Annotated in this window: 20 protein-coding genes, 1 tRNA gene and 1 pseudogene; 13 read left to right on the plus strand and 9 right to left on the minus strand. The window is 43.6% G+C overall.

Features of this window, described 5'->3' with window-relative positions; genetic code table 11:
- Window positions 1–17: 17 nt before the first annotated feature.
- The 9 genes and pseudogenes from NQ518_RS09980 to NQ518_RS10015 all read left to right on the plus strand — a co-directional run bounded on the left by NQ518_RS09980 (window position 18) and on the right by NQ518_RS10015 (window position 10561).
- On the plus strand, window positions 18–1931 hold the full coding sequence (locus NQ518_RS09980; RefSeq protein ID WP_227208528.1) for a RagB/SusD family nutrient uptake outer membrane protein: 1914 nt from the start codon (window positions 18–20) through the stop codon (window positions 1929–1931).
- Between the two features lie 514 nt (window positions 1932–2445).
- Window positions 2446–6399, plus strand: a complete 3954-nt coding sequence (locus NQ518_RS09985) for a hybrid sensor histidine kinase/response regulator transcription factor (RefSeq protein WP_227962055.1) — start codon at window positions 2446–2448, stop codon at window positions 6397–6399.
- A 69-nt stretch (window positions 6400–6468) separates the two neighbouring features.
- Window positions 6469–6633: pseudogene (locus NQ518_RS13645) on the plus strand (site-specific integrase); the annotation flags it as partial.
- 126 nt (window positions 6634–6759) lie between these two features.
- Window positions 6760–6969, plus strand: a complete 210-nt coding sequence (locus NQ518_RS09990; RefSeq protein ID WP_004348027.1) for a helix-turn-helix transcriptional regulator — start codon at window positions 6760–6762, stop codon at window positions 6967–6969.
- Between the two features lie 188 nt (window positions 6970–7157).
- Entirely contained in the window at window positions 7158–7370 is a 213-nt protein-coding gene (locus NQ518_RS09995) for a hypothetical protein (RefSeq protein ID WP_227208410.1), read from the plus strand.
- Window positions 7371–7381: 11 nt separating this feature from the next.
- The gene (locus tag NQ518_RS10000) at window positions 7382–8299 is read left to right on the plus strand and encodes a toll/interleukin-1 receptor domain-containing protein (protein ID WP_227208409.1); all 918 of its coding nucleotides are present in this window, start codon (window positions 7382–7384) and stop codon (window positions 8297–8299) included.
- A 15-nt stretch (window positions 8300–8314) separates the two neighbouring features.
- Complete coding sequence (locus tag NQ518_RS10005; RefSeq protein WP_260107734.1) at window positions 8315–8998, plus strand: DUF4145 domain-containing protein; 684 nt, start codon at window positions 8315–8317, stop codon at window positions 8996–8998.
- A 76-nt stretch (window positions 8999–9074) separates the two neighbouring features.
- On the plus strand, window positions 9075–10112 hold the full coding sequence (locus tag NQ518_RS10010; RefSeq protein ID WP_227208414.1) for a virulence RhuM family protein: 1038 nt from the start codon (window positions 9075–9077) through the stop codon (window positions 10110–10112).
- Between the two features lie 17 nt (window positions 10113–10129).
- Window positions 10130–10561: a hypothetical protein gene (locus NQ518_RS10015; RefSeq protein WP_260107735.1), complete on the plus strand. Its 432-nt coding sequence runs from the start codon at window positions 10130–10132 to the stop codon at window positions 10559–10561.
- Window positions 10562–10742: 181 nt separating this feature from the next.
- On the opposite strand, the gene NQ518_RS10020 is transcribed toward NQ518_RS10015, so the two are convergent.
- Together NQ518_RS10020 and NQ518_RS10025 are read right to left on the minus strand one after the other, a co-directional pair.
- Window positions 10743–10824 (minus strand) — tRNA-Leu (locus NQ518_RS10020).
- 820 nt (window positions 10825–11644) lie between these two features.
- Window positions 11645–12304, minus strand: coding sequence for an HAD family hydrolase (locus NQ518_RS10025; RefSeq protein ID WP_004347870.1), 660 nt, complete (start codon window positions 12302–12304; stop codon window positions 11645–11647).
- Window positions 12305–12860: 556 nt separating this feature from the next.
- On the opposite strand from NQ518_RS10025, the gene NQ518_RS10030 reads away from it, so the two are divergent.
- The 3 genes from NQ518_RS10030 to NQ518_RS10040 all read left to right on the plus strand — a co-directional run bounded on the left by NQ518_RS10030 (window position 12861) and on the right by NQ518_RS10040 (window position 17349).
- A complete protein-coding gene (locus NQ518_RS10030) occupies window positions 12861–14393 on the plus strand; it encodes a GH3 auxin-responsive promoter family protein (protein WP_227206497.1) in 1533 nt (510 codons plus the stop codon).
- Between the two features lie 21 nt (window positions 14394–14414).
- A complete protein-coding gene (locus tag NQ518_RS10035; RefSeq protein ID WP_374211111.1) occupies window positions 14415–16457 on the plus strand; it encodes an Ig-like domain-containing protein in 2043 nt (680 codons plus the stop codon).
- A 79-nt stretch (window positions 16458–16536) separates the two neighbouring features.
- Window positions 16537–17349 carry a DUF3108 domain-containing protein gene (locus tag NQ518_RS10040; RefSeq protein ID WP_227206502.1) on the plus strand — a complete coding sequence of 271 codons (813 nt, stop codon included), beginning with the start codon at window positions 16537–16539 and terminating at the stop codon, window positions 17347–17349.
- A gap of 131 nt (window positions 17350–17480) precedes the next feature.
- On the opposite strand, the gene NQ518_RS10045 is transcribed toward NQ518_RS10040, so the two are convergent.
- The 3 genes from NQ518_RS10045 to pckA all read right to left on the minus strand — a co-directional run bounded on the left by NQ518_RS10045 (window position 17481) and on the right by pckA (window position 21957).
- A complete protein-coding gene (locus NQ518_RS10045) occupies window positions 17481–19670 on the minus strand; it encodes a glutamine synthetase III family protein (protein ID WP_227962051.1) in 2190 nt (729 codons plus the stop codon).
- A gap of 263 nt (window positions 19671–19933) precedes the next feature.
- Window positions 19934–20209 (minus strand): putative quinol monooxygenase, encoded by a 276-nt coding sequence (locus tag NQ518_RS10050; protein ID WP_004347859.1) that lies wholly within the window; start codon window positions 20207–20209, stop codon window positions 19934–19936.
- A 134-nt stretch (window positions 20210–20343) separates the two neighbouring features.
- On the minus strand, window positions 20344–21957 hold the full coding sequence (gene pckA, locus NQ518_RS10055) for a phosphoenolpyruvate carboxykinase (ATP) (RefSeq protein ID WP_102696344.1): 1614 nt from the start codon (window positions 21955–21957) through the stop codon (window positions 20344–20346).
- A gap of 245 nt (window positions 21958–22202) precedes the next feature.
- On the opposite strand from pckA, the gene upp reads away from it, so the two are divergent.
- Window positions 22203–22862, plus strand: a complete 660-nt coding sequence (gene upp, locus NQ518_RS10060) for a uracil phosphoribosyltransferase (protein ID WP_023057823.1) — start codon at window positions 22203–22205, stop codon at window positions 22860–22862.
- 486 nt (window positions 22863–23348) lie between these two features.
- On the opposite strand, the gene NQ518_RS10065 is transcribed toward upp, so the two are convergent.
- The 4 genes from NQ518_RS10065 to NQ518_RS10080 form a co-directional block, all read right to left on the minus strand.
- Complete coding sequence (locus NQ518_RS10065; RefSeq protein ID WP_227962044.1) at window positions 23349–24416, minus strand: relaxase/mobilization nuclease domain-containing protein; 1068 nt, start codon at window positions 24414–24416, stop codon at window positions 23349–23351.
- On the minus strand, window positions 24406–24831 hold the full coding sequence (locus tag NQ518_RS10070; RefSeq protein WP_004339651.1) for a plasmid mobilization protein: 426 nt from the start codon (window positions 24829–24831) through the stop codon (window positions 24406–24408). Before NQ518_RS10070 ends, NQ518_RS10065 begins: the two co-directional genes overlap by 11 nt.
- A gap of 362 nt (window positions 24832–25193) precedes the next feature.
- Window positions 25194–25652: a DUF3408 domain-containing protein gene (locus NQ518_RS10075; RefSeq protein ID WP_004335652.1), complete on the minus strand. Its 459-nt coding sequence runs from the start codon at window positions 25650–25652 to the stop codon at window positions 25194–25196.
- Window positions 25653–25656: 4 nt separating this feature from the next.
- Complete coding sequence (locus tag NQ518_RS10080; protein WP_227962042.1) at window positions 25657–26661, minus strand: toprim domain-containing protein; 1005 nt, start codon at window positions 26659–26661, stop codon at window positions 25657–25659.
- Between the last annotated feature and the right edge of the window lie 135 nt (window positions 26662–26796).

Here is a 26796-nt window from a genome sequence, read left to right on the forward strand (position 1 = left end):
TGAAAAAATACAGAACAATGAAAACTAAATCATATATTAAAATAATGCTCGCCACCATTCTGGCGGGAACGCTGTCGGCATGCGATTTCCTTGACGTGGTGCCTACAGGCAACGCCACCGAAGCCGATATTTACAAGACACAAACCCAAGCAGAGCGTATGGTGGTGGGCTGTTATAGCGAGATACCCGATTTCATGCAACCGCAAAAGGGGTTTCCCGGCTTGATGGGATCGGATGAAATGGTCGTGGGACACCGCGGAACGACACGCTGGTTCCACTATAAGAGCTTGATGAACGGTGATGAATCGTCGTCCAGCACCTACTTTGCGCTGTGGAGCAATACAGCGAACAGCTATCCGGTAGACGCACAGAAGAAAGATATTTGGGGTGCCATTCGCAAGTGCTACAACGTGTTGAACAACCTTGACAAGGTGCCGGACATCACCAAAGAGAACATAAATCTATGGAAAGGTGAGGCGCTCTTCCTCATAGGTTATTACCATCAGATTTTGTTGGAGTTTTATGGCCCAATATTCTTGGCCAAAGAGGAGTACTCGCAGAATGTTGAAAACAATCAAATGCGCGTACCATACGATGAGTGCGTGGAATTTATTGCCGAGAAATACGATGAGGCTGCCAAGTTGCTTCCTGCCATTCGAACCAATGGCGAGAAAAACAGAGCAACCTCAGCCACCGCACTTGGTTTCAAAGCACGCTTGCTTTTATATGCTGCATCACCATTGGTCAATGGCAACACAGAGTTTTATGCCAATTTCAAAAATCCAGATGGTAAGCCATTGATGAATTTGACATACGACCGAGAGAAGTGGAAGAAAGCCATGGATGCAGCTGAGGATGCTATCAAACTATGCGAGGCTAATGGTTACAAGTTGTATGGCGGTAGCACAACCGACTGGTTTAAGGGCGGCACAAACTATCACGAGGCCTTTGTTGGTCCAAAGACGGGTAGCTTTAACAACTGGGACGAGATACTCTTCGGCATAGCCAATCAAGGAGAGATTAGCTATTGCATCAAGAATTTCGCACCGCGAGTAGGCTTTGACAAATACAACCGCAATGGTTTTAGAGGATATGTATTCCCCACATGGAGTTGCGTAACCCGATACTTTACATTGAAGGGTTTGCCCTGGGAAGACGACCCAGACACAAAAAACCTTAAGCCCACTGACATTGTGCAGTCTCCTTTCTTTCCCAAAGAGCAGACCTCTGCCTACCATGCGTTTAGAGAGCCGAGATTCTATGCTTCTATCGGATTCGACCGTGGACCGTTTGAAGTCAACAATGGCACGATTATGCTGAAGTGTCGCAGGGGTGAGCCTCAACAGGAAGATGGCATAAGGGGCAACGAGTATCAAAGCGACAACGGCTATTTTTGCCAAAAATGGGTGTCCACCAAAGATACTTACAATCCCAGAACTAATAAATTCACGTTTAATAATTGGGTCTTCCCTTACCTGCGCTTGGCCGAGTTGTACCTGAGCTACGTGGAAGCAGATATGGAATATAATCACAAGTTGAGTGCCAAGAGTTTGGAATACCTCAACAAGGTGCGCACGCGTAGCGGACTTCCCACATTCCAGGAGTCGTGGAGCTACGCTGGAGGCATACCGACAGACATAGCCAAGCTGAGACAAGTGATTCGAGACGAACGCTCTAACGAATTGGCCATGGAGGGTAGAAGATTTCACGACATTCGCCGTTGGAAGATTCTCGAGAAGGTGTTGAGACCTAAGGAAAAGTCTTGGAATACTGCCGGAAGGACAGCAAAAGAATATTACCGACTCACCGAGATGAATGATGGTGATTACGTTGATCGCTCTACCATCGAAGCACCCAAGTGCTACTGGCTTGCTATTCCGATTGACCAAATTCAGATAGACCCCAACTTGGTACAAAATCCAGGATATTAATTTCTATAGAATTAATATATAGTTACAGCTCTATCTCCCCACTCCTTTGCTTAAAGGTGTGGGGAGATATTGTTTTTACTAAACATTTGGAGGCTGAATAGTTGTATTCTACAAATATTGCTTTGGGCAGCCCCCATAATAATGGAAACAGCCAATATGGATATGTTTTACTTTGCCCATATATACCATTCGTGTAAAAGGGAACTATAGAAAATATGAATAGAGTCATCAGGTGATATATAGCCCCAAGCCTATGCAACGGGAATGTCAAGAACGTACATCAAGAGCATTATCCAGAAATAGAATAACTCACTATCAGAGGAAACAGCATTTATAAAGCCAAGAGACACGATTAAGGCAAAAATAGTATAACTTTGCACTTACATATCAAATCCGTCCATAGTGTTGCCATGCGGAAACGCATACTTCATTATGGCCCTACAACATCCGCAACATCATTATGGCAAGAATAATCCACTGTCTCATTTTATCGCTTCTATTTCTATGTACAGGAATGGCGAACAATTACAAGTTTTTCCACATTTCCAGTCAGCAGGGACTGCCACATCAACAGGTACAAGCATTGGTACAGGACTACCATGGAAACATCTGGATGGGAACGCGAAACGGACTTGCCCGCTACGACGGCTATTCCATTAAAAACTATTTTAACGAACCCCACAAACCCTCCTCGCTGAGCCACAATTTTGTGAAATCGCTTTTTCTCGACCGAAAACACAGAGTCTGGGTGGCCCATTCGAAGGGCGTCAGCATATACAGACCGGCTACAGACGACTTTGAAAACTTCATTCTGCCGGGATATTATATAGAATCAATTGTCGAAACATCCGATGGAAAAATTATCAGTGGTGGCATGAAATTGTGTGTCTTTGATGAGAAAGCCAGGAAGTTCACGCCTCTCCCTTCGTTAGGCGGAGGCTTCATTCTTTCACTCGCCATAGACCAGGATGACCAACTCTACGTCGCTACCAATTCCTGCATCTATACCTACAACACCAAGCTCAACCAAATCTCCAAGTTAGACTCCAGTATCTACAAGGACTTCATCACCAGTTCCGACGGCATCATGCCCATGACTTTCGACCATGCCGGCAGGCTATGGATAGGACGGAACGGGAAGGGAGTTATGGCGTTGGACGTGAAAACAGGCAATACGCGCGTGTATGAGGCCAATCAGCTTTCTGACGGAACGGTGAGAGTGATCACCGAAGACCACAAACACAATATATGGTTGGGCACCGAACAAGGCGTAACCATTATTGGGCAGGACGGGAGTATCAAAACGCTGAAACAACAATTTGGCAATATCAATCAGTTGTCCGACAATGCTATTTATTCCATCCTGTCAGACTCCAACCATAACATTTGGATTGGATCCTATTTTGGTGGCGTAGATATGATAAAGAATAGCAGCCCCTTCTCATGGGAAGGACCGAGTTACAGCCCCAACAAACTACAGGGAAAGGTTGTGCGGCAAATCATTGAAAGAAATCCTAATGAACTCTGGATAGCAACCGAAGATGGCGGACTGAATATCTATAATCCCATGCGGGGAACATTCTCTCCTTTCAATTCCATTCCTCAACTCGGCTCCAACGTGCATTGTCTGTTACATGACAAGTCCGCCGGCATTATTTGGATTGGGACCTTTAGAAACGGGTTGTTCCGATATAATCTGAATTCCGGAAGTGTCAAACGGTTTGAACTATCAATGAATCTGTCTGCCGTGTCCATCTTTGACTTTGCCCGGCAAAGCTCCGGAAAACTTTGGGTAGGGACCACGCAAGGCCTCCATTGGTACGATCCGCAAGCCCAAAAATTCAGGAGGATAAACCACTCCTCGCTCAATCATGCCTTCATCTATGCGCTCGCTGTCGATCATGAAGACAATCTGTGGATTGGTACTGTAGCCTACGGAGTTTATAAGCTCAACACCAAAACAAATCAACTCATTCATTGGAAAGCCACCCAACAGGCACAAGGGCTGAAAGACAACAACATCACATACATTTATCCTGCCCAGGATGGTAAGGTATGGGTGGGGACCAACAACAACGGATTGCAGGTGCTCAATCCCAAAACTGGTAAGTTTTCTGAGATTCAGAACGGCATAACCTTATCCAGAAGCACGATATGCGGCATCAATGCCGATACACAAGGCCGTGTCTGGATTAGCACAAGTCAAGGGTTATTCCAATATATTCCCAAGACCCGGACCATTAACCGATACACCACCGACGACGGCTTGCCCACCAACCAGTTTAACTTCTCTTCAACGCTGTTGACACAAGATGGCAGAATGTATTTTGGAACGGTGAACGGACTGATTATGTTTCGTTCTGAAGACATGGTTTGCAAAAGCACCAATCTAAACGTTCATCTCAAATCCTTGAGGATCAACGGCGAGGATATCAACGCTGCATCTGAAAACTCGCCACTTACAAAAGAGCTGGATGCCACACACGAAATCAGGCTCTCCTATCGTCAGGGACATTCCATCATGATTGATTATGGTGTTATTTCTCCAGGACAAACAGAGTCTATCATTTACAAAACCAAAGTAGACGGTATAGACAATCAATGGCAAGAGATGGGCAACGGCCATACCTTTGTGAGCTACAACATGGAACCCGGCACCTACATACTGCGAATACGAGCCAATAATTCAAATACCGGTTGGGAAAACCAACCTGAAAAAGCAATTAAAATTATCGTTGCACCACCTTTCTATCGCTCTACTTGGGCTTATCTGTTCTACCTCTTGCTCGTCGCTATCATCGTTTACTACATTCAGCATTACTATAAAATAAGACTGAACGAAAAGAACAAAGTCAAGATGGCCATGATGGAGAAGAACAAGATAGAAGAGGTAAACCGTGCCAAATTCGACTTCTTTACCACCGTGTCCCATGAACTGAAAACACCACTTTCTCTAATCATTGCACCGCTTAAAAGTATCCATAAAGATAAATTGAACAAAACGGAGCAACGTCATCTGGAAACAGCTCTCAAGAATACCAACAAGATGGAGGAACTTATCAACGAACTGGTAACGTTCAACAAGGTCGAGTCGGATAATTTCCCGTTCTACATTCAGCAAGGCAACCCCTTGGAGTTCATCAAAATTCTCACAAACCTGTTCCGCAGAAGTGCTGCTGAAAAACATTTAAACTTGAGCGTTGATTGTGAAAACAACGATGAAATCGTATGGTTTTCACCTTCCTATCTTGAACGCATCATGAACAATCTGTTGTCCAATGCCATCAAGTTCACTCCAGAAAATGGAGAGGTAAAGGTCAAGGCCTCTATCATCACAGGACAAGAAGACAACTACACCTATCTCGACGTGAGAGTGGCCGACACGGGCATAGGCATTGCTCAGGAAGAACAGAAAAAAATCTTTCAGAAGTTCTATCAAACCAAACAAGGATACAATACCAACAACAAGGGATGGGGCATCGGACTTTCTCTTGTCCAACGACTGGTAACCATACACAAGGGAACCATAAAGTTGAAGAGCGAGCTGCAGCACGGATCCACCTTCCGGATATTGCTGAATGTAGACGCTAAGGCTTTCGACCGGCAATCTCTCATCACCGATGACAAAGTCATTGTTCCGCTGACCGACTATCATTTCTCACCTTCGATGACAGACATCAACAATGCCTCAAAAGATATTGTGATGGAAGAAGACAGCAAAATGTCTATCTTAATCGTCGAAGACAACACCGACATGCTTACTTTCCTTACCAATTACTTTTCTCCCAAATACAACGTTTACATTGCTACCAACGGAAAAGAAGGAATTGAAGTTGCTCAAAACGAATCTATCCAACTCGTCATCAGCGATGTGATGATGCCCATCATGGACGGAGTCACTTTCTGCTCCAAGCTCAAATCGGACGTCACCACATCTCACATTCCCGTTATTCTCCTGACGGCCAAAAACGAGCAGGAAGATGTGGTGGCGGGCTACAAGAGCGGAGCTGAAGCCTATGTGTCCAAACCCTTCGACCCACAGGTGCTCGATCTGCAAGTTAAGAACATCATCCAACTGGTCAAGACACGTCAGACCGAGATTCAAAATACCAAGACCGAAGACATTGAAGCCAGCTCACTCAATGACATCGACAAAAAATTTATCTTGCAAATCAACCAACTGATTGACAAGAATATCGGCAACAACGAGTTCGCTGTGACCGACATCACGCAAGCAATGGCTATCAGTCGAAGTCTGCTGCACACCAAGATGAAAAACCTTCTGAACATGTCTATTGGTGAATACATCCGTCACAAAAGACTTGCGCTGGCCTCCGAATTGCTCATGAAAGGATTTTCTGTTTCCGAGACTGCTTACCGTTCCGGGTTTTCAGACCCCAACTATTTCTCCAAAGTCTTTAAAAAGTTTTATGGAAAAAGCCCCACTGAATTTATCGTCGCACTTTAAAAAATAACATCTCAACTTTAAATCTATTTATTCAATCTTGTCTTTCCCTAAAACAGGTTGACTAGGGTCTGGCATTTTGTTCGTCACTGCTTTGCTGTGAATATCCTCGATAACGGAACCAACAACAATACCGACACCTACTTGTTGTAACCAAGTGGATTGAAGCACACCAAGAAATATACTCGTGACGTGGATAAGTTGAAGTTTGTAGCAATAAATACTTTTCCGAATTGAAACTTTAAGATGAAAAATGAATTGAAAAAACTATTTTTTGACTCAACAGGATAGTATTTATGCTTGGAAAAACATGTGCTTTAAGAAATAATGAGTAATTTTATAGCGTAATCAAGTTACATAAGCATGCGACGTAAGAAAATCAATCGCCTGAAAGTGGTTCTCGCCGAGAAAGGAATGACAAATAAACAATTGGTAGAAATCCTTGATAAAGACCTTGCCGTTATATCAAAGTGGGTAACGAATGTCGCACAGCCCAATTTTGAAATGTTCATTCTGTTGGCAAAGATATTGGGAGTGAGAGTAGATGATTTATTGTGGACAGACGAATTGTAATTTCCTATTGAAAGAATGATATTATGGCAAAAATTTATGATAATATAGAAAGCTCTAACCTATTTTGGTGGTATTATTCTCTGAATTTTGATATGTTTAATTTAAAAGATTATATGATATTCTCTTTTAGATTGACATATGATATTAACAAGTCATTAATAGAATTGTCATTATCCCTCGAGGAGGATATGAATAAAAAGAAGAACATATTAGTTGTCAATAGCAAAACAAGAGGAATTGTTGAATCGTATGTTTACAAGAAGAAACTTTCTAAACCCATCATTGACGAGATAGACAAAGTCCTTGCCCGCCATTATGGCTTCACCGAAGAAGAGTTGGATTTTATCATCAACTACGACATCAAATATCGTATGGGGGACGAGTTAAACGAAGAAAAATAGATGTGCAAAATATGGAATCTGTAACTAAAAAAATATTCGTTTCATATGCTTGGAATAATGAAGAGCATAAGAAGTGGGTTTTGAAACTCGCAACAAATCTACGTCATCATGGTGTAGATGCAATATTAGATCAATGGGATGTGAGATTAGGTGACGACCTCCCATTCTTTATGGAGCAAGGATTGACAGAGTCTCACCTTGTTATATGTGTATGCAGCGATAAATATATTGCAAAAGCGGATGGTGGTTCAGGTGGTGCCGGATATGAGAAACGAATATTGGCTGCAGAAATATTGAATGATGGGGATAAACGTTTTATCATTCCTATAATTAAAGATTGTAACCAGGCACGAAAAGTACCTCTATTTTTATCAGGATTAAAGTATGTTGATTTTGACAATGGAGAATATTTTGATTGTTATCAAGAACTTCTCGAACGTATATACGATGAAGACAAAAAGAAAAAGCCGCCATTGGGGAAAAATCCATTTGTTTCTACAGCCATATCTGATCGAATAATGACAAAACTAAATGTAGAGAAGATAGAATTTCAGAATCCAGGTATGGCAGGAAAGGTGAGTTTCGACTATAAACGAAATAGTGGGTCGTATGTTATTGGCGAAGGAAACCATGAGTTTGTTACTCTTTGGAGTGAATGTGGATATAATTCTATCCATTGTTATAGAGACTATGTGTATAGATTAGGTTATAATCCAAAATATAATCACTTCCCTTCCCCAAGTGAATTTATTAATTTTGATTTTAGTTCACGGACAAAGTCTGTAAATGTTGGTGAAGTAGTCTTACTGGAAAATTATAGCCACAAGTTTGCGGCACTTAAGGTTACTAAAGTTATCAGACAAAAAGAAGACATCAATCATCTTTTAGAGTTTGAGTACAAAATATATAAAGAATTTGAAGACGTTTAATAAATTGTATAAAGCATGGATCTAATACAAGTACAAATGAAAGATTCTATTACATATATAGAAAATACATCAATTATTTGCCCTCTTTGTAAAATACAAATGATTCCTCAATATCTATATGCTGCAAGTATAGATAACACATTAGATGCTCATGTCTTTTGCCAATGCACAAATCCACAATGTAAACGCACCTTTATTAGTAGATTTGTTTCATATAGGGGATATCGCAATCTTTCTTTTTCAGGAATTGAACCCAACTCCAAACTGGATAATATTGAGTTTAGTCCTATTATTAAAACACTGTCACCCGCATTTTGTGAAATTTATAATCAAGCATATAAAGCACAACAATTAGAGTTAACACAGATATGTGGTCCTGGATATCGTAAATCACTTGAGTTTCTTATTAAAGACTATATAATGTCAAAGATAGATGAAAGTCAACGTGATTCTATTAAGAAGAAGTTATTAGCCCAATGTATTAATGATAATATCGAAAATCCTCAAATTAAAGAAGTTGCAAGAAGAGCTACTTGGTTAGGAAACGATGAAACACACTACTTGAAGGAATGGTCAGATAAAGATATTTTGGATCTAGTTCAAACAATAGACCTAACAATCTCGTGGATTGAATATAATGTTAAAACAGAAAACCTACTGAACGATATGCCACACAGAAAAAATAATAGGATAATATGACTAAAACGTTAGCAATAAAACTGTTTAAGGAGTACAAGATGCGTATTGTATAATACGATAAATTAAATGTAGAATGATGGAAGCAAGCAACAACGATAACATGCTCATCTATCAGTCGGAAGATGGGAAGATAAAGATAGATGTCAGATTTGAAAACGAGACGGTGTGGCTGTCATTAGACCAAATGGCAATCTTATTTGGACGTGACAAATCTACCATTTCACGACATATTAAGAATATATTTGAGGAAGGAGAATTGCAAGCTCCTTCAGTTGTTGCAAATTATGCAACAACTGCAATGGATGGAAAGACTTATCAGGTGGATTATTATAACCTTGACGTAATCATCTCGGTAGGCTATCGGGTTAAGTCACAACAAGGCACACAGTTTCGCATCTGGGCTACCCAGCGGCTAAGAGAATATATTATCAAAGGCTTTGCATTAAACGATGAACGATTCAAAACGGGGTCTTCCTACAATTATTTCAAGGAACTCTTAGACCGCATTCGTGAGATACGTCTATCTGAGAAGGTTTTTTATCAGCAGATAAAGGATATATATGCAACAAGTATCGACTATAATCCATCGGCTGAGGTGACATTGGCTTTCTTCAAGGAAGTACAGAACAAACTGCTCTGGGCTGTCAGCGGAAAGACAGCCGCAGAACTCATGTACTATCGTGCCAATGCCTCACTGCCAATGATGGGACTTACTTCCACGGAAAAAGAAGGAAAAGTTACCAAGAATGATGTCTTGATAGGTAAAAACTACCTGAATGAGAAAGAGATTGGTCAACTAAAACTTATCGTAGAACAGTTCCTTGCCTATGCTGAGGCGCAGGCATTAGCCGAAAAACCAATGTACATGAGCGACTGGGTGCAGAAACTTCGACTTGTACTCACCATGAACGAGAAGAACATTCTTGAGCATGCTGGCACCATTTCTCACGAAGCGGCAGTAGCCAAAGCTACAAAGGAATATATTGCTTACAAAGAACAACAACGGAAAATTGAACGTCTTGAAAGTATTAAGCAGCTCGACCAAGACCTGAAGCGTATCGCACCACGAAAGAACAATAAAAAGAAGGAAGACAACGAAGAGAATAATCAATGATAGTCCATACACAATATTTGGGAAATCAGGAATTGTTGAAACTACAAAAGACAGCATTCCTCGCATCGGGCAATATCGCTTCCGAGGAGGTGTTGCGGGTGTATGATTGGGCTACAGAGATGCGTAGTCGGGGAGAGTGTGTCATCAGTGGATTTAACAGTAAATTGGAACAAGACGTGCTTCACTTCCTGCTGAAAGGCAACCAACCGATTATTCTTGTTCTTGCCCGACGAATGTATAAAGTTATCCCCAAGGAATTACAAGAAGCGTTAGCCCAAAACCGATTATTGATAGTTTCTGTAAGCAATGCAGCACGTCAGTCAAAGGACACAGCAATGATGAGGAATAAATGGGTTTGCCAAAAATCAGACAGAATTTTGTTTGTTGGCGTAACCGAACGTAGCAGCCTTTATGCATTTAAAACTAATCTTGATTATAAACAAAAATGATTACATTATTAAATTCACAATGACCCTACAAGATAGAATAACCCATTAGGAAGCAGACATTTGATTGCAAAAGTATTCAAAGAGAGGGGATAACTAAAGGGGTACTGTTGCTTTTTGCTACCCTGTTTCTACCTAGAAAATAATAACGGTTGATACTCAATGAGTTATCAACCGTTATGCGTACCCAGACCCGGGCTCGAACCGGGATGGGTTGCCCCACTGGTGTTTGAGACCAGCGCGTCTACCTATTCCGCCATCTGGGCTTAATTGCGGATGCAAAGATACGGTGTTTTTTCTAATGCGCCAAACATTTTACAAAAAAGTTGCTCACGCAGCGTACTCGGAGAAAACAATTTTCTCCACACTGACATGACCTATCACAACAAGCCAAAAGGGAGTTGAGGCGATGAGGATAGGCCGTTACCAGCATCACACAGCCTGACATCCATATCGTCAAAAGCAAAAAAATGATGCTGCAAAAGGAAAACGACATCAAACAGTTGGTGAAATCAGCAAACTGAACGGATGAAAACAAAAGGCTCAACGGATGAAAACAGAAAATCGAACGGATGAAAACAAAAGACAGAACGAGTGAAAACAGAAAACTCAATGGTTGAAAACACGGTGTTTGGCATACGAAATATTTTGACAACCGTGCCAAATACTCGCATATTTGCAACCAAACGAGTGATTGGTCGAAAATAGGCGATTTTTCTATCTATCCATTTTTCAACTACTTACATCACATAGGCGCATCGGTGCACTTGCAAAAGCAATGCTTTAAGGCTGCAAAGGCATTGAGATTGGGGTATCAAGGCCTTGACTTTGAAGGGCAAACCACATGTTATAGAATGGTAAACTGCATGCTATTGAATTAAAACTGACTTTCAATTGCAAAACAAGGTGCCAAAAAGCATCCAAAAAGAGCTGATTTTTTCTAAAATGATTGTTTTGAAAATACCAAAAATATGTACAATTATAAAAAAACTTAGGATAAACTCATTGGCGTCTGTCTGGACGACAGAAAGATAATCAAGTCCACCCCACCCTTCGATGTTTGGTGCTACCAGCTTGGTCAGGGCATCATGCCTCAAGCGTTTTGACAACTTGGAGAAGCTGACTGAAATCGTCTATGATGAACTCGGTATGAATCTCTTCCAGTTGGCAACGTGTGCCATTGCCATACGTCACGCCACAGGTATGGATGCTGGCATTCTGCCCCATCTCGATATCATACACCGTGTCGCCCACGACAAGTGCCTCCCCTGGCTGAATGCCTAAATGCTCAAGCGTTTGATTCACCGCCTCGGGATGTGGCTTTGCATGCGTCACGTCGTTGGCACTGACCACATGCGTGATGATTTCCTCTAAACCAAACGTCTCCACAAAGTCCATCAGCGAGTGGCGGGAACGACTGCTGGCAATGGTGAGCACATACCCCAAACGATGTAACTCACGCATGGTTTCCAATACATGGGGAAACAATGGAACCGCCCCCGGGACGTTGTTCTCATGAAACACTTGATTATAGGCTTCCACACAGCGGTCGCCCATCTCGTCAGTCATGGGTATCAAGTCTGTAAACGTCTGCTTCAAGGGCAAGCCAATCATTCGACTGCACTCCTCACGACTGCGCTGCTCAAGTCCCAATCGGTTGATTACCTCGAGCATGGTATTGGTAATGAGAGTTTGTGTATCAGCCAACGTGCCGTCAAAATCCAGGATAATTGCTTTGATTTTCATTGAGTTATCTTTTTTATCGAGTTGCAAAGGTAACGAAAAAGAAACAAACAGACCTTGCCTACCTGTTACTTTTCGATGAATAATAAGAATAGCCCCTCCCCCATCCCCTCCCCGAAAGGGAGGGGAGTAGTTAGCTTGTTTGTTGTATTTTATTGATGGTACGCCTTTTCATCAGCTGCCATACCCACTGGATTCATCGTGTTGCGCGTTGCAAGATACGCTTTCTACGATGGTATGTGGAGATTTTCAGGGAGGTAACATCCCCGCATTCTTGTTTATTAAAATTAGTAAATTATGCCTGTGTTACAAAAGTTTAGGCTAATTTTGCATAAGATAGGCATCGTCTTAGCAAAGAAAGTAAACTTCCTTTGCATTCGGCTCGCACTATCTTTGCATGAAACAGGCTGCGCCTTAGCAATTACAAACAAGCTTGATTGCATTCGGCTTGCACTATCTTTGCATAAGATAGGCATCGCCTTAGCAAAGTAAGTAAACTTCCTTTGCTTTCGGCTCGCACTATCTTTCACATAAAATAGATAAACGACAGGAATAAAAAATGGGGTTAACACGTATCGCGGCTCACTTCTTTTCATCACGACAAAAGGAGATTGAGCGACACGCCAAACAAGCTGACTTAACGCAACAGCAGGTGCTGCAGCATCTTCTTGAACGGGCGAAGGACACGGAATATGGCCGAAATCATCTCTTTGGCAGCACCAAAACCTACGAAGATTTTGCCAAAAACGTACCTGTTAACACCTACGAAGAACTGAAAGGTGACATCGACCGCATGCGCCACGGCGAAGAAAACGTGCTTTGGCCGGGGCAAGTGAAATGGTATGCCAAGTCATCGGGAACAACCAACGACAAGAGTAAGTTTATTCCTGTTTCCAACGAGGGGCTCAACCGAATTCATTACCAAGGTGGAAAAGACACCGTGGCGCTTTACCTTCGCAACAATCCCGACAGTAGGATGTTCGACGGAAAGGGTCTGATATTGGGCGGAAGCCACTCTCCTAATTATAATCTGCACAACTCTTTGGTGGGTGATTTGAGCGCCATTCTCATCGAAAACATCAACCCATTGGTCAACTTGGTGCGCGTTCCCAAGAAATCAACCGCACTGTTGCAGGATTTTGAGGTGAAGCGTGACCGCATAGCCCGCGAGACATTGAACCAAAACGTCACCAACCTCTCTGGCGTTCCGTCATGGATGCTGTCGGTGTTGGTGCGCGTCATGGAACTGAGTGGCAAGAAACACCTCGAAGAAGTGTGGCCTAACCTGGAAGTATTCTTCCATGGTGGCATCGCTTTCACGCCCTATCGCCCACAATATGAGCAGCTTATCACGTCGCCAAACATGCACTACATGGAGACCTACAACGCCAGTGAGGGATTCTTCGGCATACAGAGCGACCCCGGTGACGCGTCGATGTTGCTCATGACCGACTATGACGTTTTCTACGAGTTCATCCCCATGGACGAGTATGGAACGGAGCATCCAACGGTATTGCCACTGGCCGACGTGGAGTTGGACAAGAATTATGCGGTGCTCATTTCAACCTCATGCGGACTATGGCGATACATGATTGGCGACACGGTGAAGTTTACATCGCGCCAACCCTATAAGTTCATCATCACAGGCCGCACCAAATACTTCATCAATGCCTTTGGTGAAGAGCTCATCATGGACAATGCCGAGAAGGGATTGGCCTACGCTTGCGAGCAGACAGTGGCCGAAATTAAGGAATACACGGCCGCACCTGTATACATGGACAGTAAGGCCAAATGTCGTCATCAATGGCTCATTGAGTTTGCCAAGGCACCAAATGACCTAAAAAAGTTTGCCAACATTCTGGACAAACGACTGCAAGAACTGAACAGTGACTATGAGGCTAAACGCTTTCATGACATCACGTTACAGCATTTGGAGATTGTTGTGGCACGCCCAAACTTATTCAACGACTGGCTGAAGATGAAGGGTAAACTGGGCGGACAACATAAGATTCCACGACTATCGAACAGTCGTAAGGTTATTGAAGAGCTGCTCGAGCTGAACCAAGAGCCTGCGGAAACCCAACAGGCATAACCCGCTAACAAACACAAGTATATGAATATCAATCAACAGAAACGCTTCAAAAGGTACACGCTCATGGCTCGTCATGCCACGAACAATGTCCGCGGCATGCAGTTGACTGCCCTGTTGATGCTGGTTCTTTTATTAGTTTCGTGCGCTCGAATGGGTCAACCCGATGGCGGATGGTATGATGAAACACCGCCTAAGGTCATCAGTACCTCGCCAAAAGAAGGTACCACACAGGTGACGAGCAAGAAAATTTACATCAATTTCAATGAGTTCATCAAGCTGGAGAATGCCACCGAGAAGGTGGTAGTATCGCCTCCACAACTGGAAGCGCCTGAGATAAAATCGCAAGGAAAGCGAATTCTCGTGGAACTGAAAGACAGCTTAAAGCCCAATGCCACCTATACCATCGACTTCAGTGATGCCATCTCTGACAACAATGAGGGCAACCCACTGGGCAATTACACTTACAGTTTCTCCACAGGCGATAAGATAGACACAATGGAAGTAAGTGGATATGTGCTTGAAGCCGAGAACCTTGAGCCCATCAAGGGAATCCTCGTGGGGCTGTATGCCGACCAGAGTGACAGCATCTTCCGCAAGCAACCCATGCTGCGCGTATCACGAACCGACAGCAGAGGGCGCTTCACCATCCGCGGTATCGCCAACGGAAGCTACCGAGTGTTTGCCTTGCAAGATGCCGATGGTGACTATGTCTTCAACCAGAAGAGTGAGAAGGTGGCCTTCTCGCGCGAACTTGTCACGACAACCTCTAAACCAGACGTACGGCAAGACACCATTTGGGCCGACTCGTTGCACATCAAAGCCATCAATCAGGTGAAGTACACGCACTTTCTGCCCGATGACATCACGCTCAGAGCCTTTACAGAAATACAATCTGACCGATACCTCATCAAGACCGAACGTAAAGAGCCAAACAACTTTTCGCTGTTTTTCAGCTATGGCAGCAAAGAGGTCCCGCAGATCAAAGGCCTCAACTTTGATGCCAAAGACGCCTTCATCATGGAGTCGAATCCGCGCGGGGACACCCTCACTTATTGGCTGCGTGACACCACACTCATCAACCAAGACTCGCTTGAAATTGAGCTAAAATACCAAGCCAGCGATTCTACTGGTCAGCTGCACCTGCAAACAGACACCCTCATGATGCTGGCCAAACAGCCTTATGCCAAACGGCTCAAGCAAGCGCAGAAACGATTGGAAGAATGGAACAAGAAACAAGAACGGGCAAAGAAGCGGGGGGAGCCTTACGATTCTATCATGCCAAAAGAGGCTCTTGAGGCCAAGTTGAGTGTCAGTTCGGCTCTCGCACCCGACCAGAATGTAGGGTTCAGCTTTACCACGCCATTGGCCGTGCTCGACACATCCAAAGTACATCTTTACTCCAAGCAAGACACGCTGTGGTATGTTTCGCCTTTCGAAATAGAGCAACAACGCGACACATCCATTGTACCGTTCAATGATGCCTACATCAAAAACACGAGAAACTATGTGTTGAGGGGCGAATGGCGTCCCAACATCGAATACAGTCTTGAACTGGACAGTGCTGCATTTGTGGACATCTATGGCAAGGCATCGAACAAAATCAAACAAGGTTTCAAGGTGAAGTCAAACGATGAGTTCAGCACCATCTTGCTTACCATTACGGGAGCTGATGGCAAACCGCTGGTTGTTCAGTTGCTGGACAATTCGGATAAGCCCGTCAAACAGGTTCGTACTTCCAATGGTATGGCTCAATTCTTCTACGTTGAACCGCGCGAATACTATGTCCGCCTGTTTATAGACGCTAACAATAACGGCAAATGGGACACGGGCGATTACGACAAGGGTGTGCAGCCCGAAGAGGTGTATTATTATCCCAAGAAGATAACTTGCAGGGCGAAGTGGGACTTTAACGAGACATGGAATCTGACGAGCACGCCCATTTACAGACAGAAACCAACAGAAATAACTAAACAGAAAGGCGAGAAACAGCGCAAAATACAAAGCCGAAATGCGAAACGCGCACTCGACCTGGGTAAAGAATACATTCCCGGAATGATGAAATAAGCCTATGTTGCCAGCTAAATAGTGCTGGCGAACCTTCTACATGCAGGCGTTTCTGGGAGATAAAAACGAGAACATGAAAATGAAATTATTCAGAAACTTAGCCATTCTTTCGCTTCTTTTAGGGGTGTTTACCACATCCCATGCACAGTGTAACATGACCAATACCGCCTTCAAATCGGGCGAGTACTTGTCATACAACCTATATTTCAATTGGAAATTTGTATGGGTCAGGGTAGGTTCGGCCACCATGTCGGTGGTACAGACGAGGTACAACAACCAACCAGCCTATCGTGGTTCACTCATCACACGCGGCAATAGCAAGGCCGACAACCTGTTTATTCTGCGCGATACCCTACAAGCATACACCTCATTAAATCTCGTTCCACAATACTATCGCAAGGCTGCCAATGAGGGAGGTCGATACTATGTCGACGAAGTATTCTATTCCTATCCCAACGGACGCGTTCATGTCAAGCAACATCAGATATCCAGCAAAGGCACTCACGAGTGGAAACAGTCTGACGTAAAAGACTGTGTTTACGATATGTTGAACATCTTCATGCGGGCCAGGTCGTTCGATCCGTCCAAATGGAAGAAAGGACATGCCTATAACTTCACGATGATAGATGGGAATAAGTCAAGGCCCGCCCTACTGAAATACAGAGGGAAAACAACCATTAAGGCCGACAATGGGAGGAAATATAGATGTCTGCACCTGTCGTACATGGAACAGGATGGTGGCAAATACAAACGAATTGTCGACTTCTACGTGAGCGATGACACCAATCATGTGCCTGTACGTTTGGACATGTTTCTTAAGTTTGGATCGGCCAAAGCATTCTTGGTGGGTATGAAAGGAGTGAGAAATAACATGGCTTCACAAGTAAGATAAACAAGAGGTACTATCCACAAAATAACGAAAACAGGCTGCCTTGCACATCAAGTCAGCCTGTTTTCGTTCTGAAGCAAACTACGATTCCACATCAATAAGTTTGGCCTGGGTTCACATGCCGACATACTTGCTTATCTGATGAACATCAGTTCGCGGTATTTGGGCAACGTCCAAAGCTCATCACTGACTATCAGTTCGAGTTTATCTATATGATAGCGTATGGTTTCTATCATTGGTTCAACGTTATCATGGTAGGCGATGGCCTTCTCTCTCTCGTTCTCTATCTTGTTGGCAACCTTGCGCGCATTAATCAATTCTTCCACTCCTGTTTCGATTGTCTTTGTGCGTTCAGCTATTTCCAGAATGAGTTTTTCATTGCGACAGATGAGCTTTTCCGCCTCCTCACGGTTAAAAATCTCAAACATACGCGCCACATTGTTAGCCAATTGACTTTGATAATAGGTCGCAACCGGAATGATATGGTTCATCGTGAGGTCACCCATGACGCGTGCTTCAATCTGTATTTTCTTGGTGTACATTTCCCATTTCACCTCATTGCGCGCCACCAATTCGCTTCGTGTCATCACACCTGTGCTTTCAAACATCTTGATGCTGTCTTCGTCAAGATAACGGTCAAAGATGACTGGACAGCTGTTTTCACAGTCAAGACCACGTCGCTTAGCTTCTTCTACCCATTCTTCACTGTACCCATTGCCATCAAAATGGATGGGCTTACAGGTCTTGATGTCCTCACGAAGGACATCAATGATTGCCGATGTTTGGTCTTCACCTTGCTCAATCAGCGCATCCACGCGCTTCTTGAAGCTAGTCAAAGCCTCCGCCATGGCCGCATTGAGCACCAGCATGGAACAGGCACAGTTGGCTTCTGAACCTACGGCGCGGAACTCAAAGCGATTACCTGTGAAGGCAAACGGACTGGTTCTGTTGCGGTCTGTATTGTCTATGAACAGCTCAGGAATCTCTGGAATGTCCAACATCATCCCCTGTTTACCGTGCAAGGTGAACAAATCTTCTTTGTCAGCCACCTCAATATGGTTCAACAACTCGGTGAGTTGCGTACCCAAGAACGATGAAATGATGGCGGGTGGTGCCTCGTTTGCGCCCAATCGATGTGCGTTGGTGGCACTCATAATAGATGCCTTGAGCAGTCCGTTATGTTTGTATACACTCATCAACGTTTCCACCAAGAACACCACGAAGCGCAGGTTGTCCTCGGCTGTCTTGCCAGGTGCATGAAGCAACACGCCCGTATCGGTGCACAAGCTCCAGTTGTTGTGCTTGCCACTGCCGTTCACTCCGGCAAAAGGTTTCTCGTGTAACAGCACACGAAAACCATGTCTGCGTGCCACACGTTTCATCAGTGACATGAGCAACATGTTGTGGTCAATGGCCAAGTTACACTCCTCGAAGATGGGAGCTAGCTCAAATTGGTTGGGTGCCACCTCGTTATGCCGGGTCTTACACGGTATGCCAAGCTCGAGAGCCTGTATCTCCAAGTCTTTCATGAACGCCTGCACACGATCTGGAATGGTACCCAAATAATGGTCATCCATTTGCTGATTCTTGGCAGAATCATGCCCCATGAGCGTACGTCCCGTCAACATCAGGTCGGGACGCGCATGGTATAAATCCTCGTCTACCAGGAAATATTCCTGTTCCCAGCCCAGATTGGCCCGCACTTTCTTCACATTGGGATCGAAATAGCGACAAACTTGCGTTGCTGCCACATCCACTGCATGGAGCGAACGCAACAGAGGAGCCTTGTAATCGAGGGCCTCACCCGTATACGATATAAAGATAGTGGGAATACACAGCGTATCATCAATGATGAAAACCGGTGACGTTGGATCCCAAGCCGAATAACCTCGCGCCTCAAAGGTGTTGCGAATGCCACCGTTGGGAAACGAAGATGAGTCGGCTTCTTGCTGAACTAATAACTTTCCACTAAACTCTTCAATGATGCCACCCTTACCGTCAAACTCCACAAAGGCGTCATGTTTCTCTGCAGTTCCTTCCGTCAAAGGTTGAAACCAGTGCGTGTAATGCGTCACTCCGTTTTCTTGTGCCCAGTGTTTCATACCCGTTGCCACGGCATCTGCAATGGAACGATTGAAATGGGCACCATTGTCAATCACATCAGTGAGTTGCTGGAACACGTCTTCCGGCAAGTATTTCTGCATTTTTGCACGGTTAAAGACGTATTTACCAAAGTACTCTGAAGGCCGTTCCTTAGGAGCCTTCACAGCCAATGGGGCTTTCTTTGAAGCCTCAGTAACTGCTTGAAATCTGAAATTTTCCATTGTCTATCTTACTTATATTTTGCTTTTATTGGCCTAATATCACCCCAATGAAAGGCCTTACAAAGGTACAATAAAGAAATGAAACTTGTGCATAGTGACACCAATTGTTAACTTTTCATCCAATGGGGGTAAGTAATTCAAATCACAAGGGATAAAAAGAGCGACACAACTCCCACGATTCTTAGGACTTGTGTCGCTTCTTATCTATGAATAATAAGCTTCTTACCTATTAATAATAGATGGTGTGGTTCTATGAATAAGCTTTAGAACATGAATTTTTCCAACTTCATCTTGCCAAAAGTCTCTATCTCAGGTACCAGATGCAAGAAATGTGGAGCATTGGCATGTTTGTCCAAAGATTCTTGGTCTTTCCATGTTTCACAAAACATAAATACACCAGGAATGGTTGTACTTTCAAAGAAGTCGTAACTGATACAACCCTCGTCTTGACGCGACTTGTCTACGAGTTGGTTTGCAAGTGATAGTACTCGTTGACGATCCTTCTCATTTACTTTCAAGAATGCGTTTAGTCTGATCATGATTGAATTTTGGTTTTAAATGGTTATAATTATGATTTTTTTTAAAAGGTTATGTACACAAAGGTAAAAAGGGGCTTATTCATCAATATCCAATGAATAAGCCCCAGTCTATATGAATCGTGTCTTAATCAGATTTAGAGCTGAGGACCAGCAGCTACAAGAGCCTTACCAGCTTCGTTAGTTGTGTACTTCACGAAGTTCTTCTGGAAGCGAGCAGCCAAGTCTTTAGCCTTCTCATCCCACTGTGATGCGTCACTGTAAGTGTCACGAGGATCGAGAATCTCTGTAGCAACACCTTCCAACTTGGTAGGAACTACGAAGTTGAAGTAAGGGATAGTCTTGGTAGGAGCCTCGTCGATAGAGTGGTTCAAGATAGCATCGATGATACCACGAGTGTCACGGATAGAGATACGTTTGCCCGTACCGTTCCAACCTGTGTTCACCAAGTAAGCCTTAGCGCCATTTTTCTTCATCTTCTTCACCAACTCTTCAGCATATTTTGTTGGGTGCAATTCAAGGAATGCCTGACCGAAACAAGCTGAGAATGTAGGAGTAGGCTCTGTAATACCACGCTCTGTACCTGCCAATTTAGCGGTGAAGCCAGAGAGGAAGTAGTACTTAGTTTGCTCCTCGTTCAAGATAGATACTGGAGGCAATACACCGAAAGCGTCAGCACTCAAGAAGATCACTTGCTTAGCAGCAGGACCAGCAGAGATAGGCTTCACGATGTTCTTAATGTGGTAGATAGGATAAGATACACGCGTATTCTCGGTGCGGCTCTTGTCTGTAAAGTCAATCTTACCATTCTCGTTTACGATTACGTTCTCCAACAGAGCGTCGCGCTTGATGGCGTTGTAGATATCAGGCTCTGATTCTTTGTCAAGGTTGATTACCTTAGCATAGCAACCACCTTCAAAGTTGAAGATACCTTTATCGTCCCATCCGTGCTCGTCGTCACCAATCAACAAACGTTTGGGGTCGGTAGACAAGGTTGTCTTACCTGTTCCAGACAATCCAAAGAAGATAGCGGTGTTCTCACCGTTCATGTCAGTGTTGGCAGAGCAGTGCATCGAAGCAATACCCTTCAATGGCAAGTAGTAGTTCATCATAGAGAACATACCCTTCTTCATTTCACCACCGTACCAAGTGTTCAAGATAACCTGCTCTTTGGTCGTTACGTTGAAAGCAACGCAAGTTTCAGAGTTCAAGCCCAGTTCCTTGTAGTTCTCTACCTTAGCCTTAGAAGCATTGTAAACAATGAAATCGGGCTCCTGGTCGAGTTCTTCCTGGTTGATAGGACGGATGAACATGTTGGTCACAAAGTGAGCCTGCCATGCCACCTCAACGATGAAGCGAATCTTCATGCGAGTGTCCTTATTGGCACCGCAGAAACCGTCAACTACGAACAAACGCTTGTTGGAAAGTTCTTTTTTAGCCAACTCATTAACAACCTTCCAAGCGTCTTCTGTCATCTTGTGGTTGTCGTTCTTATATTCATCTGAGGTCCACCAAACAGTGTCGTGAGAGTTTGCATCGTCAACGATAAATTTGTCCTTAGGTGAACGACCGGTGTAAATACCTGTTTGAACACAAACTGCACCCAGTTCGGTTTCTTGGCCTTTCTCAAAGCCTTCCAGACCTTCTTTGGTCTCTTCTTCAAACAACACTTCGTATGAAGGATTGTAAACAACTTCTGTTGTACCTGTAATTCCGTACTTTTCCAGTACCGATTTATCAAACTTTGCCATTATATTTAAATGTATTTAAGTGTGAATAATTATTCTGTTTTACGTCATTTCTTTGACGACTACAAAATTAACTAAAATAAATAGGTTGACAAATTTTAGCTTGTAAAAAATGTATATAGGCTGTACTCATTAGGTTAAAGAAATGAAAAAAGAACGCATGGCACTGATATTTGCAATTTTCACTTTGCAAAAATAAACGGAAAATGCCTATTTTTGCACGGTGAAAACATAACATACGCTACGCAATGAAAATTATCAACCTAAGTGAGTCTAACTCTATCATCAATCAATATTTGGCTGAGACGAGAGATGTAGACTACCAAAAGAACCGCTTGCTGTTTCGTAACAACATCCAGAGAATTGGCGAACTGGAGGCTTACGAGATTTCCAAGCAATTGGATTACGAAACCAAGGATGTTACTACCCCATTGGGTATTTCACAAGTAAACGTACCTGCCGACAAGATTGTCTTGGCAACCATCTTCCGCGCCGGTCTTCCCTTTCACAACGGATTCCTCAATATCTTCGACCATGCGGGCAACGCCTTCGTTTCTGCTTACCGCGAATATACCGACGAGGAACACCACAACATTGGGGTTCATGTTGAATATTTGGCTACACCAAGCATCGATGGTAAGACGTTGATTATTGCCGACCCCATGTTGGCCACCGGTGCCTCAATGGAATTGGGCTACAAGGCTTTCCTCACCAAGGGCACGCCCAAGCGTATTCACGTAGCATGCGTCATCGCCAGTCCGGAAGGTATCGAACACATCAAGAAGACTTTCCCCGAGGAGAAAACCACTATCTGGTGCGCTGCCATCGATCCGGGACTGAACGAGCACCAATACATCGTACCGGGATTCGGGGATGCCGGTGACCTTTGCTACGGCGAAAAGCTGTAACCACACTCCTATCACAAGATGGTACTCGTCGATGAAAGGCATCATCACACATCAAAATGATGATGAATTTTATTGACAACATACTTCATTATATTTGGCGTATTTGCAAACAACATCACACAAGGTTGCAAATACGCCAAAAATGAGCGTTTTTCGTATCTCATTCAGCTTCAATACATTGCATCTTCATCCATGTATGAAGCAACGTTTTTGTTATCTTTTTCAAGCCAATAGCATTGCTTTTATCCCGCAATATACATGCTTTTGCAGCCTAAGATAATTCTTAAACTACAACTGATTGAAAATAAATAAGTTACCTTGTTGATAAGACTAAACTGGTAACGATTTAGAAACGAGCGAGCTACCTGGCTTCGCTGTTTTCTGCCTAACAAAGAACGCTTGTTATTCTGTTTGCAAAGATAATACTTTGTTACCGAATAGCAAGCGTTTTTGATGAGATATTCTTTATTATGCACTTTTTGTATGCTATGTATATATTCCCCTTCCACGTTTCTTCTTTCTGTTAGCTTGGTATCTGAGTTTGCGCTGCCATGCAGCTTCGGTTAAGTCATTGCCTTGTGTACTTGGTGTAATTAAATCGCCTAACCCTTCCACCGCTTCATCGGCTGCGCTAACGATGGTGTCTGCCACTGCACCAATGGGATTCTGCACTTGTGAGGTATCATTGTCTCGTGAGATAGAGGAGCGGCTTGGAGGTACAAGTTGGTAGCCTGTATCAGATTGTTCTTTCTTTTCTGTAGGCTCTTGTACTGTTAGATGTGGTTTCCTTGATTCTTCCTTGTTAGTTGTTTCAAAGTTCTTCTGCAAGGAATGGTAGCCGAACTCCCTGCCGATTTCGGAAGCTTTGAAGCTTTGTCCATTGAAGGAGAACTTCAAGCCATATACCTTGCCCTGCTTATTCTTCATACGCTCTATGGTAATGCCGTTTTTGTTCAATTCATAAAGGAACATGGAATGCCCTGTGATGCCTGTATCTCTGTACTTGTCAAGCATGGAATAACAGATTTGTTGCACCACTTTCTTTGCTTGCTCTCTCGTCTGGCTGACTTTTGCCTTTTGGTATTTCCTTTCCGCCTTAATCTCCTTTGCGATGGTCAAGCCTTTCTCTCTGCTTATTTCCTCCGCCACCCTTGCAGCCCTATTGCTCACAAAGGTGGTATCAAAGACTTCTCCATACAGACTGATGCGGTTGGCGATGATGTGAATGTGTCTGTTGTCGGTGTCCTTGTGCGTTACTGCTACCCATTGGTGGTTGTCAAGTCCTATTCGTTTGGCAAACAAATGTGCTATCCACATATATTCGGACACAGACAGCTTTTTCTCGTCCTGCGGTGCGATGCCAATTTCGATACGGAGAAACTTGTTCCTGCAACGGCTGTTGTAGTTACTGACCACTTTCATTTCCTCATAGATAGTCTTTGGATCTCTGCTGCAAAGATTGTGGAATGCAAGCCGACTACCGAGTTTGCCTTCCCTGAAAATATAGTCCAAAGCTGTGCTTCCGTGCGCTATCGCCTTGCATTTACCTATCATTTCTTGTTAGATTTAAGACCTTATATATTTCATCATCTACCCGAAAATGCGGGTCGTAAAACCGCTTAAATGCCTCTTTGGCACATAGCGAAAGGTTCTTGGTGATTAGTAGCCAATCCTCGTCCTTGAGCTTGATGAGATTGGAAATCTGCCCATAGTACCTTCCTGTATGTTGGAGAATGGCAATGGCTTCCCTCTCATTGTCTGTCATCTTGGGAACGGCTGTTACTTCTCCGTTAAGGAGTATTTCCCGACAATAATCGGAGAATTTCCGTCCCGTGCTTTCCGCCCTTGACTTGATACGCTGTTTTTCCTCTAAGGTACATCTTACTTTGATGAACTCTGTCTTGTTCATCTTCTGTTCTTCCTTATCCTGTTGCTGCCATCGGGCAGCTTTTCCCTTGTATCTGCTCATATAAGTTTCTTTGAAAGTTTATCATTATAGATGATTTGTTGTTGCTTAATTCCTGAATACTGACCGATGAGAACGGAGTGATTACGGTCTTATCTCCCCGATAGATAGACGAGGGGAGCAAGAGCAGTTTGTGGGTACAAACTGACGTCTTGCAATATCAGCTAACGAAACGTTTACGCACAAGGCGTTTTGCTGCCGAAAAGTGAATGCCGTGCATTCTGTGTTTAACTGCGTTCGTGGTGTTCCCATCATTCAGTATGTTTGACAAATGTCTGTTGTTATGTTCTCTAAAAAAGGGTTGAGGGTTTTGAGTGGAATAATAGCCTCTTTTCCCAAAAGTCCTCGCCCCCTTTTCCTGTGCCTCACAGCTTTCTCCACTTCTCTATGTCCTCACCATACTCCTCCAAATGAATGCGCACGATGTTCTCCACGAAACTTGAAAGGTTGCTGCCCCTGTCGCCCAATCTGCGCACGATGAAGTCGGCACGCTCCTGCGTTTCTCGGCTCAGATAGACCGCTTTTCGGTTGCTTAGTTTTGTTGGAACAAGGTAGGCCTGCTTGTAGGATTCGAGCGTTTCCTTTCTCATTTTGGCACTGATGCGCCTTTGAACAGTTGCATTCTCTGTATGCTGTGCAGGTTCAGAGTGCGTAGTGTTCTCTGTGTCCTGTTCGTTAGGCTCTTGAATAAGTCTTGCTTTCCTTGCCCGAAGTTCGGCAATGATATGTTCAGACGAATTTTCTATCTGATTTAGTCCAAAATACTGCTTGTCGGAATGGATTGTATTCTTCATTCCCTCGTTACTGACTTTTTGCTTTTCCATGTTTTTATCTCATTTTATGTTTGACTTGTTTTGATTTCATGTTTTGATTTTGTTCTGTAACCGACATCCGTATCTGTATCTGCCCTTTATGCTTCTGTCGCTCACGGACACGGTAAACATGAAACTCGTTGAGGTCTTTGAAGCCTTTGTAATGTACGGACATATCCTCCACCTTGAAACCTACCTTTACAAATTCTTGCACGGTTCTCCGCCCTGCATCGTCATTGTCAAGGAAGGTACGGATATGCGTTAGGTTGTGGTCACTCAGATATCGAATAGCCCTTGCCACATTGCTTACCGAGTTTAGCACAAGACAGACACTCGTTATTTCATCTTTCATTGAAAGAAAGGAGAGAAAATCCATAAAGCCCTCAAATATGCATACGGACTGTGTCTTGTCTGTTGCGTATTCTGTTTGCTTGTCTGTGAATATGAGAGTAATGTCCTTCGGTGCTATCGTACCCTTGAACGTGCCATTGTCCCGAAGTTCATACCCTCCTGATTGATTGGCAAAGCCGATGGATTGATAGCGCCTGCCCCTTACCTCATAGCTGATACATTTGAGGAAAGGCTTTGCCTTTTCCAAATCAATGCAGCGTACCTTTGTAAGATACTCCTGCAAATGTGGCAGTAGGGTGTCTGATATACTTATCAGCTTCCTTGTCTCGTTTGCAGCCATCGTTGGTTGGAGATTGTTTTGTGAGAAGTCTTTGTGAGAACTATATGTTATATTATCGGTAGCGTTTTGTCCCAAACGGCAAATGGCTTCCGATAGCGTGCAGCCTTCCAAGCGCATACAGAGGTCAATGATACTTCCGCCCCTACCTTCGGCATAGTCTATCCAGAGGTTCTTCTGTGTGTCCACCTTAAAACTCGGATGCGTTTCCTCTCTGAGTGGTGAGCGGTACAGCGCATAGGAAGGTGTTCTGCGCAAGGGTTTGATACCTTTCCTTTCAAGATACTCTACGATGGAGTATCGCTTGATGAGTGATAAATCTTCTTCTTTCATTGCTTGAATAATTTAAGTGATTGAGTTATAATCGATTGTCTGAATTATATTTGATTACATTTGAATGAATTTCCCTTTTCCTAACTTTTTCCCCTCCAAACTTTTTCATCTTTCTTCTTACTACATACTATTTTG

The organism is Hoylesella buccalis ATCC 35310, assembly GCF_025151385.1.
Classification (GTDB): domain Bacteria; phylum Bacteroidota; class Bacteroidia; order Bacteroidales; family Bacteroidaceae; genus Prevotella; species Prevotella buccalis.

Bases quoted from the DNA above. Each gene is read 5' to 3' on its own strand.
- upp (WP_023057823.1), top strand. From the start codon at position 22,203: ATGAAAATTATCAACCTAAGTGAGTCTAACTCTATCATCAATCAATAT.
- NQ518_RS10030 (WP_227206497.1), top strand. From the start codon at position 12,861: ATGGGGTTAACACGTATCGCGGCTCACTTCTTTTCATCACGACAAAAG.
- pckA (WP_102696344.1), bottom strand. From the start codon at position 21,957: ATGGCAAAGTTTGATAAATCGGTACTGGAAAAGTACGGAATTACAGGT.
- NQ518_RS10040 (WP_227206502.1), top strand. From the start codon at position 16,537: ATGAAATTATTCAGAAACTTAGCCATTCTTTCGCTTCTTTTAGGGGTG.
- NQ518_RS10000 (WP_227208409.1), top strand. From the start codon at position 7,382: ATGGAATCTGTAACTAAAAAAATATTCGTTTCATATGCTTGGAATAAT.
- NQ518_RS10075 (WP_004335652.1), bottom strand. From the start codon at position 25,652: ATGGAAAAGCAAAAAGTCAGTAACGAGGGAATGAAGAATACAATCCAT.
- NQ518_RS10050 (WP_004347859.1), bottom strand. From the start codon at position 20,209: ATGATCAGACTAAACGCATTCTTGAAAGTAAATGAGAAGGATCGTCAA.
- NQ518_RS09990 (WP_004348027.1), top strand. From the start codon at position 6,760: ATGCGACGTAAGAAAATCAATCGCCTGAAAGTGGTTCTCGCCGAGAAA.
- NQ518_RS10010 (WP_227208414.1), top strand. From the start codon at position 9,075: ATGGAAGCAAGCAACAACGATAACATGCTCATCTATCAGTCGGAAGAT.
- NQ518_RS10070 (WP_004339651.1), bottom strand. From the start codon at position 24,831: ATGAGCAGATACAAGGGAAAAGCTGCCCGATGGCAGCAACAGGATAAG.
- NQ518_RS09985 (WP_227962055.1), top strand. From the start codon at position 2,446: ATGGCGAACAATTACAAGTTTTTCCACATTTCCAGTCAGCAGGGACTG.
- NQ518_RS10005 (WP_260107734.1), top strand. From the start codon at position 8,315: ATGGATCTAATACAAGTACAAATGAAAGATTCTATTACATATATAGAA.
- NQ518_RS10045 (WP_227962051.1), bottom strand. From the start codon at position 19,670: ATGGAAAATTTCAGATTTCAAGCAGTTACTGAGGCTTCAAAGAAAGCC.
- NQ518_RS10035 (WP_374211111.1), top strand. From the start codon at position 14,415: ATGAATATCAATCAACAGAAACGCTTCAAAAGGTACACGCTCATGGCT.
- NQ518_RS10065 (WP_227962044.1), bottom strand. From the start codon at position 24,416: ATGATAGGTAAATGCAAGGCGATAGCGCACGGAAGCACAGCTTTGGAC.
- NQ518_RS10080 (WP_227962042.1), bottom strand. From the start codon at position 26,661: ATGAAAGAAGAAGATTTATCACTCATCAAGCGATACTCCATCGTAGAG.
- NQ518_RS09980 (WP_227208528.1), top strand. From the start codon at position 18: ATGAAAACTAAATCATATATTAAAATAATGCTCGCCACCATTCTGGCG.
- NQ518_RS10025 (WP_004347870.1), bottom strand. From the start codon at position 12,304: ATGAAAATCAAAGCAATTATCCTGGATTTTGACGGCACGTTGGCTGAT.
- NQ518_RS09995 (WP_227208410.1), top strand. From the start codon at position 7,158: ATGAATAAAAAGAAGAACATATTAGTTGTCAATAGCAAAACAAGAGGA.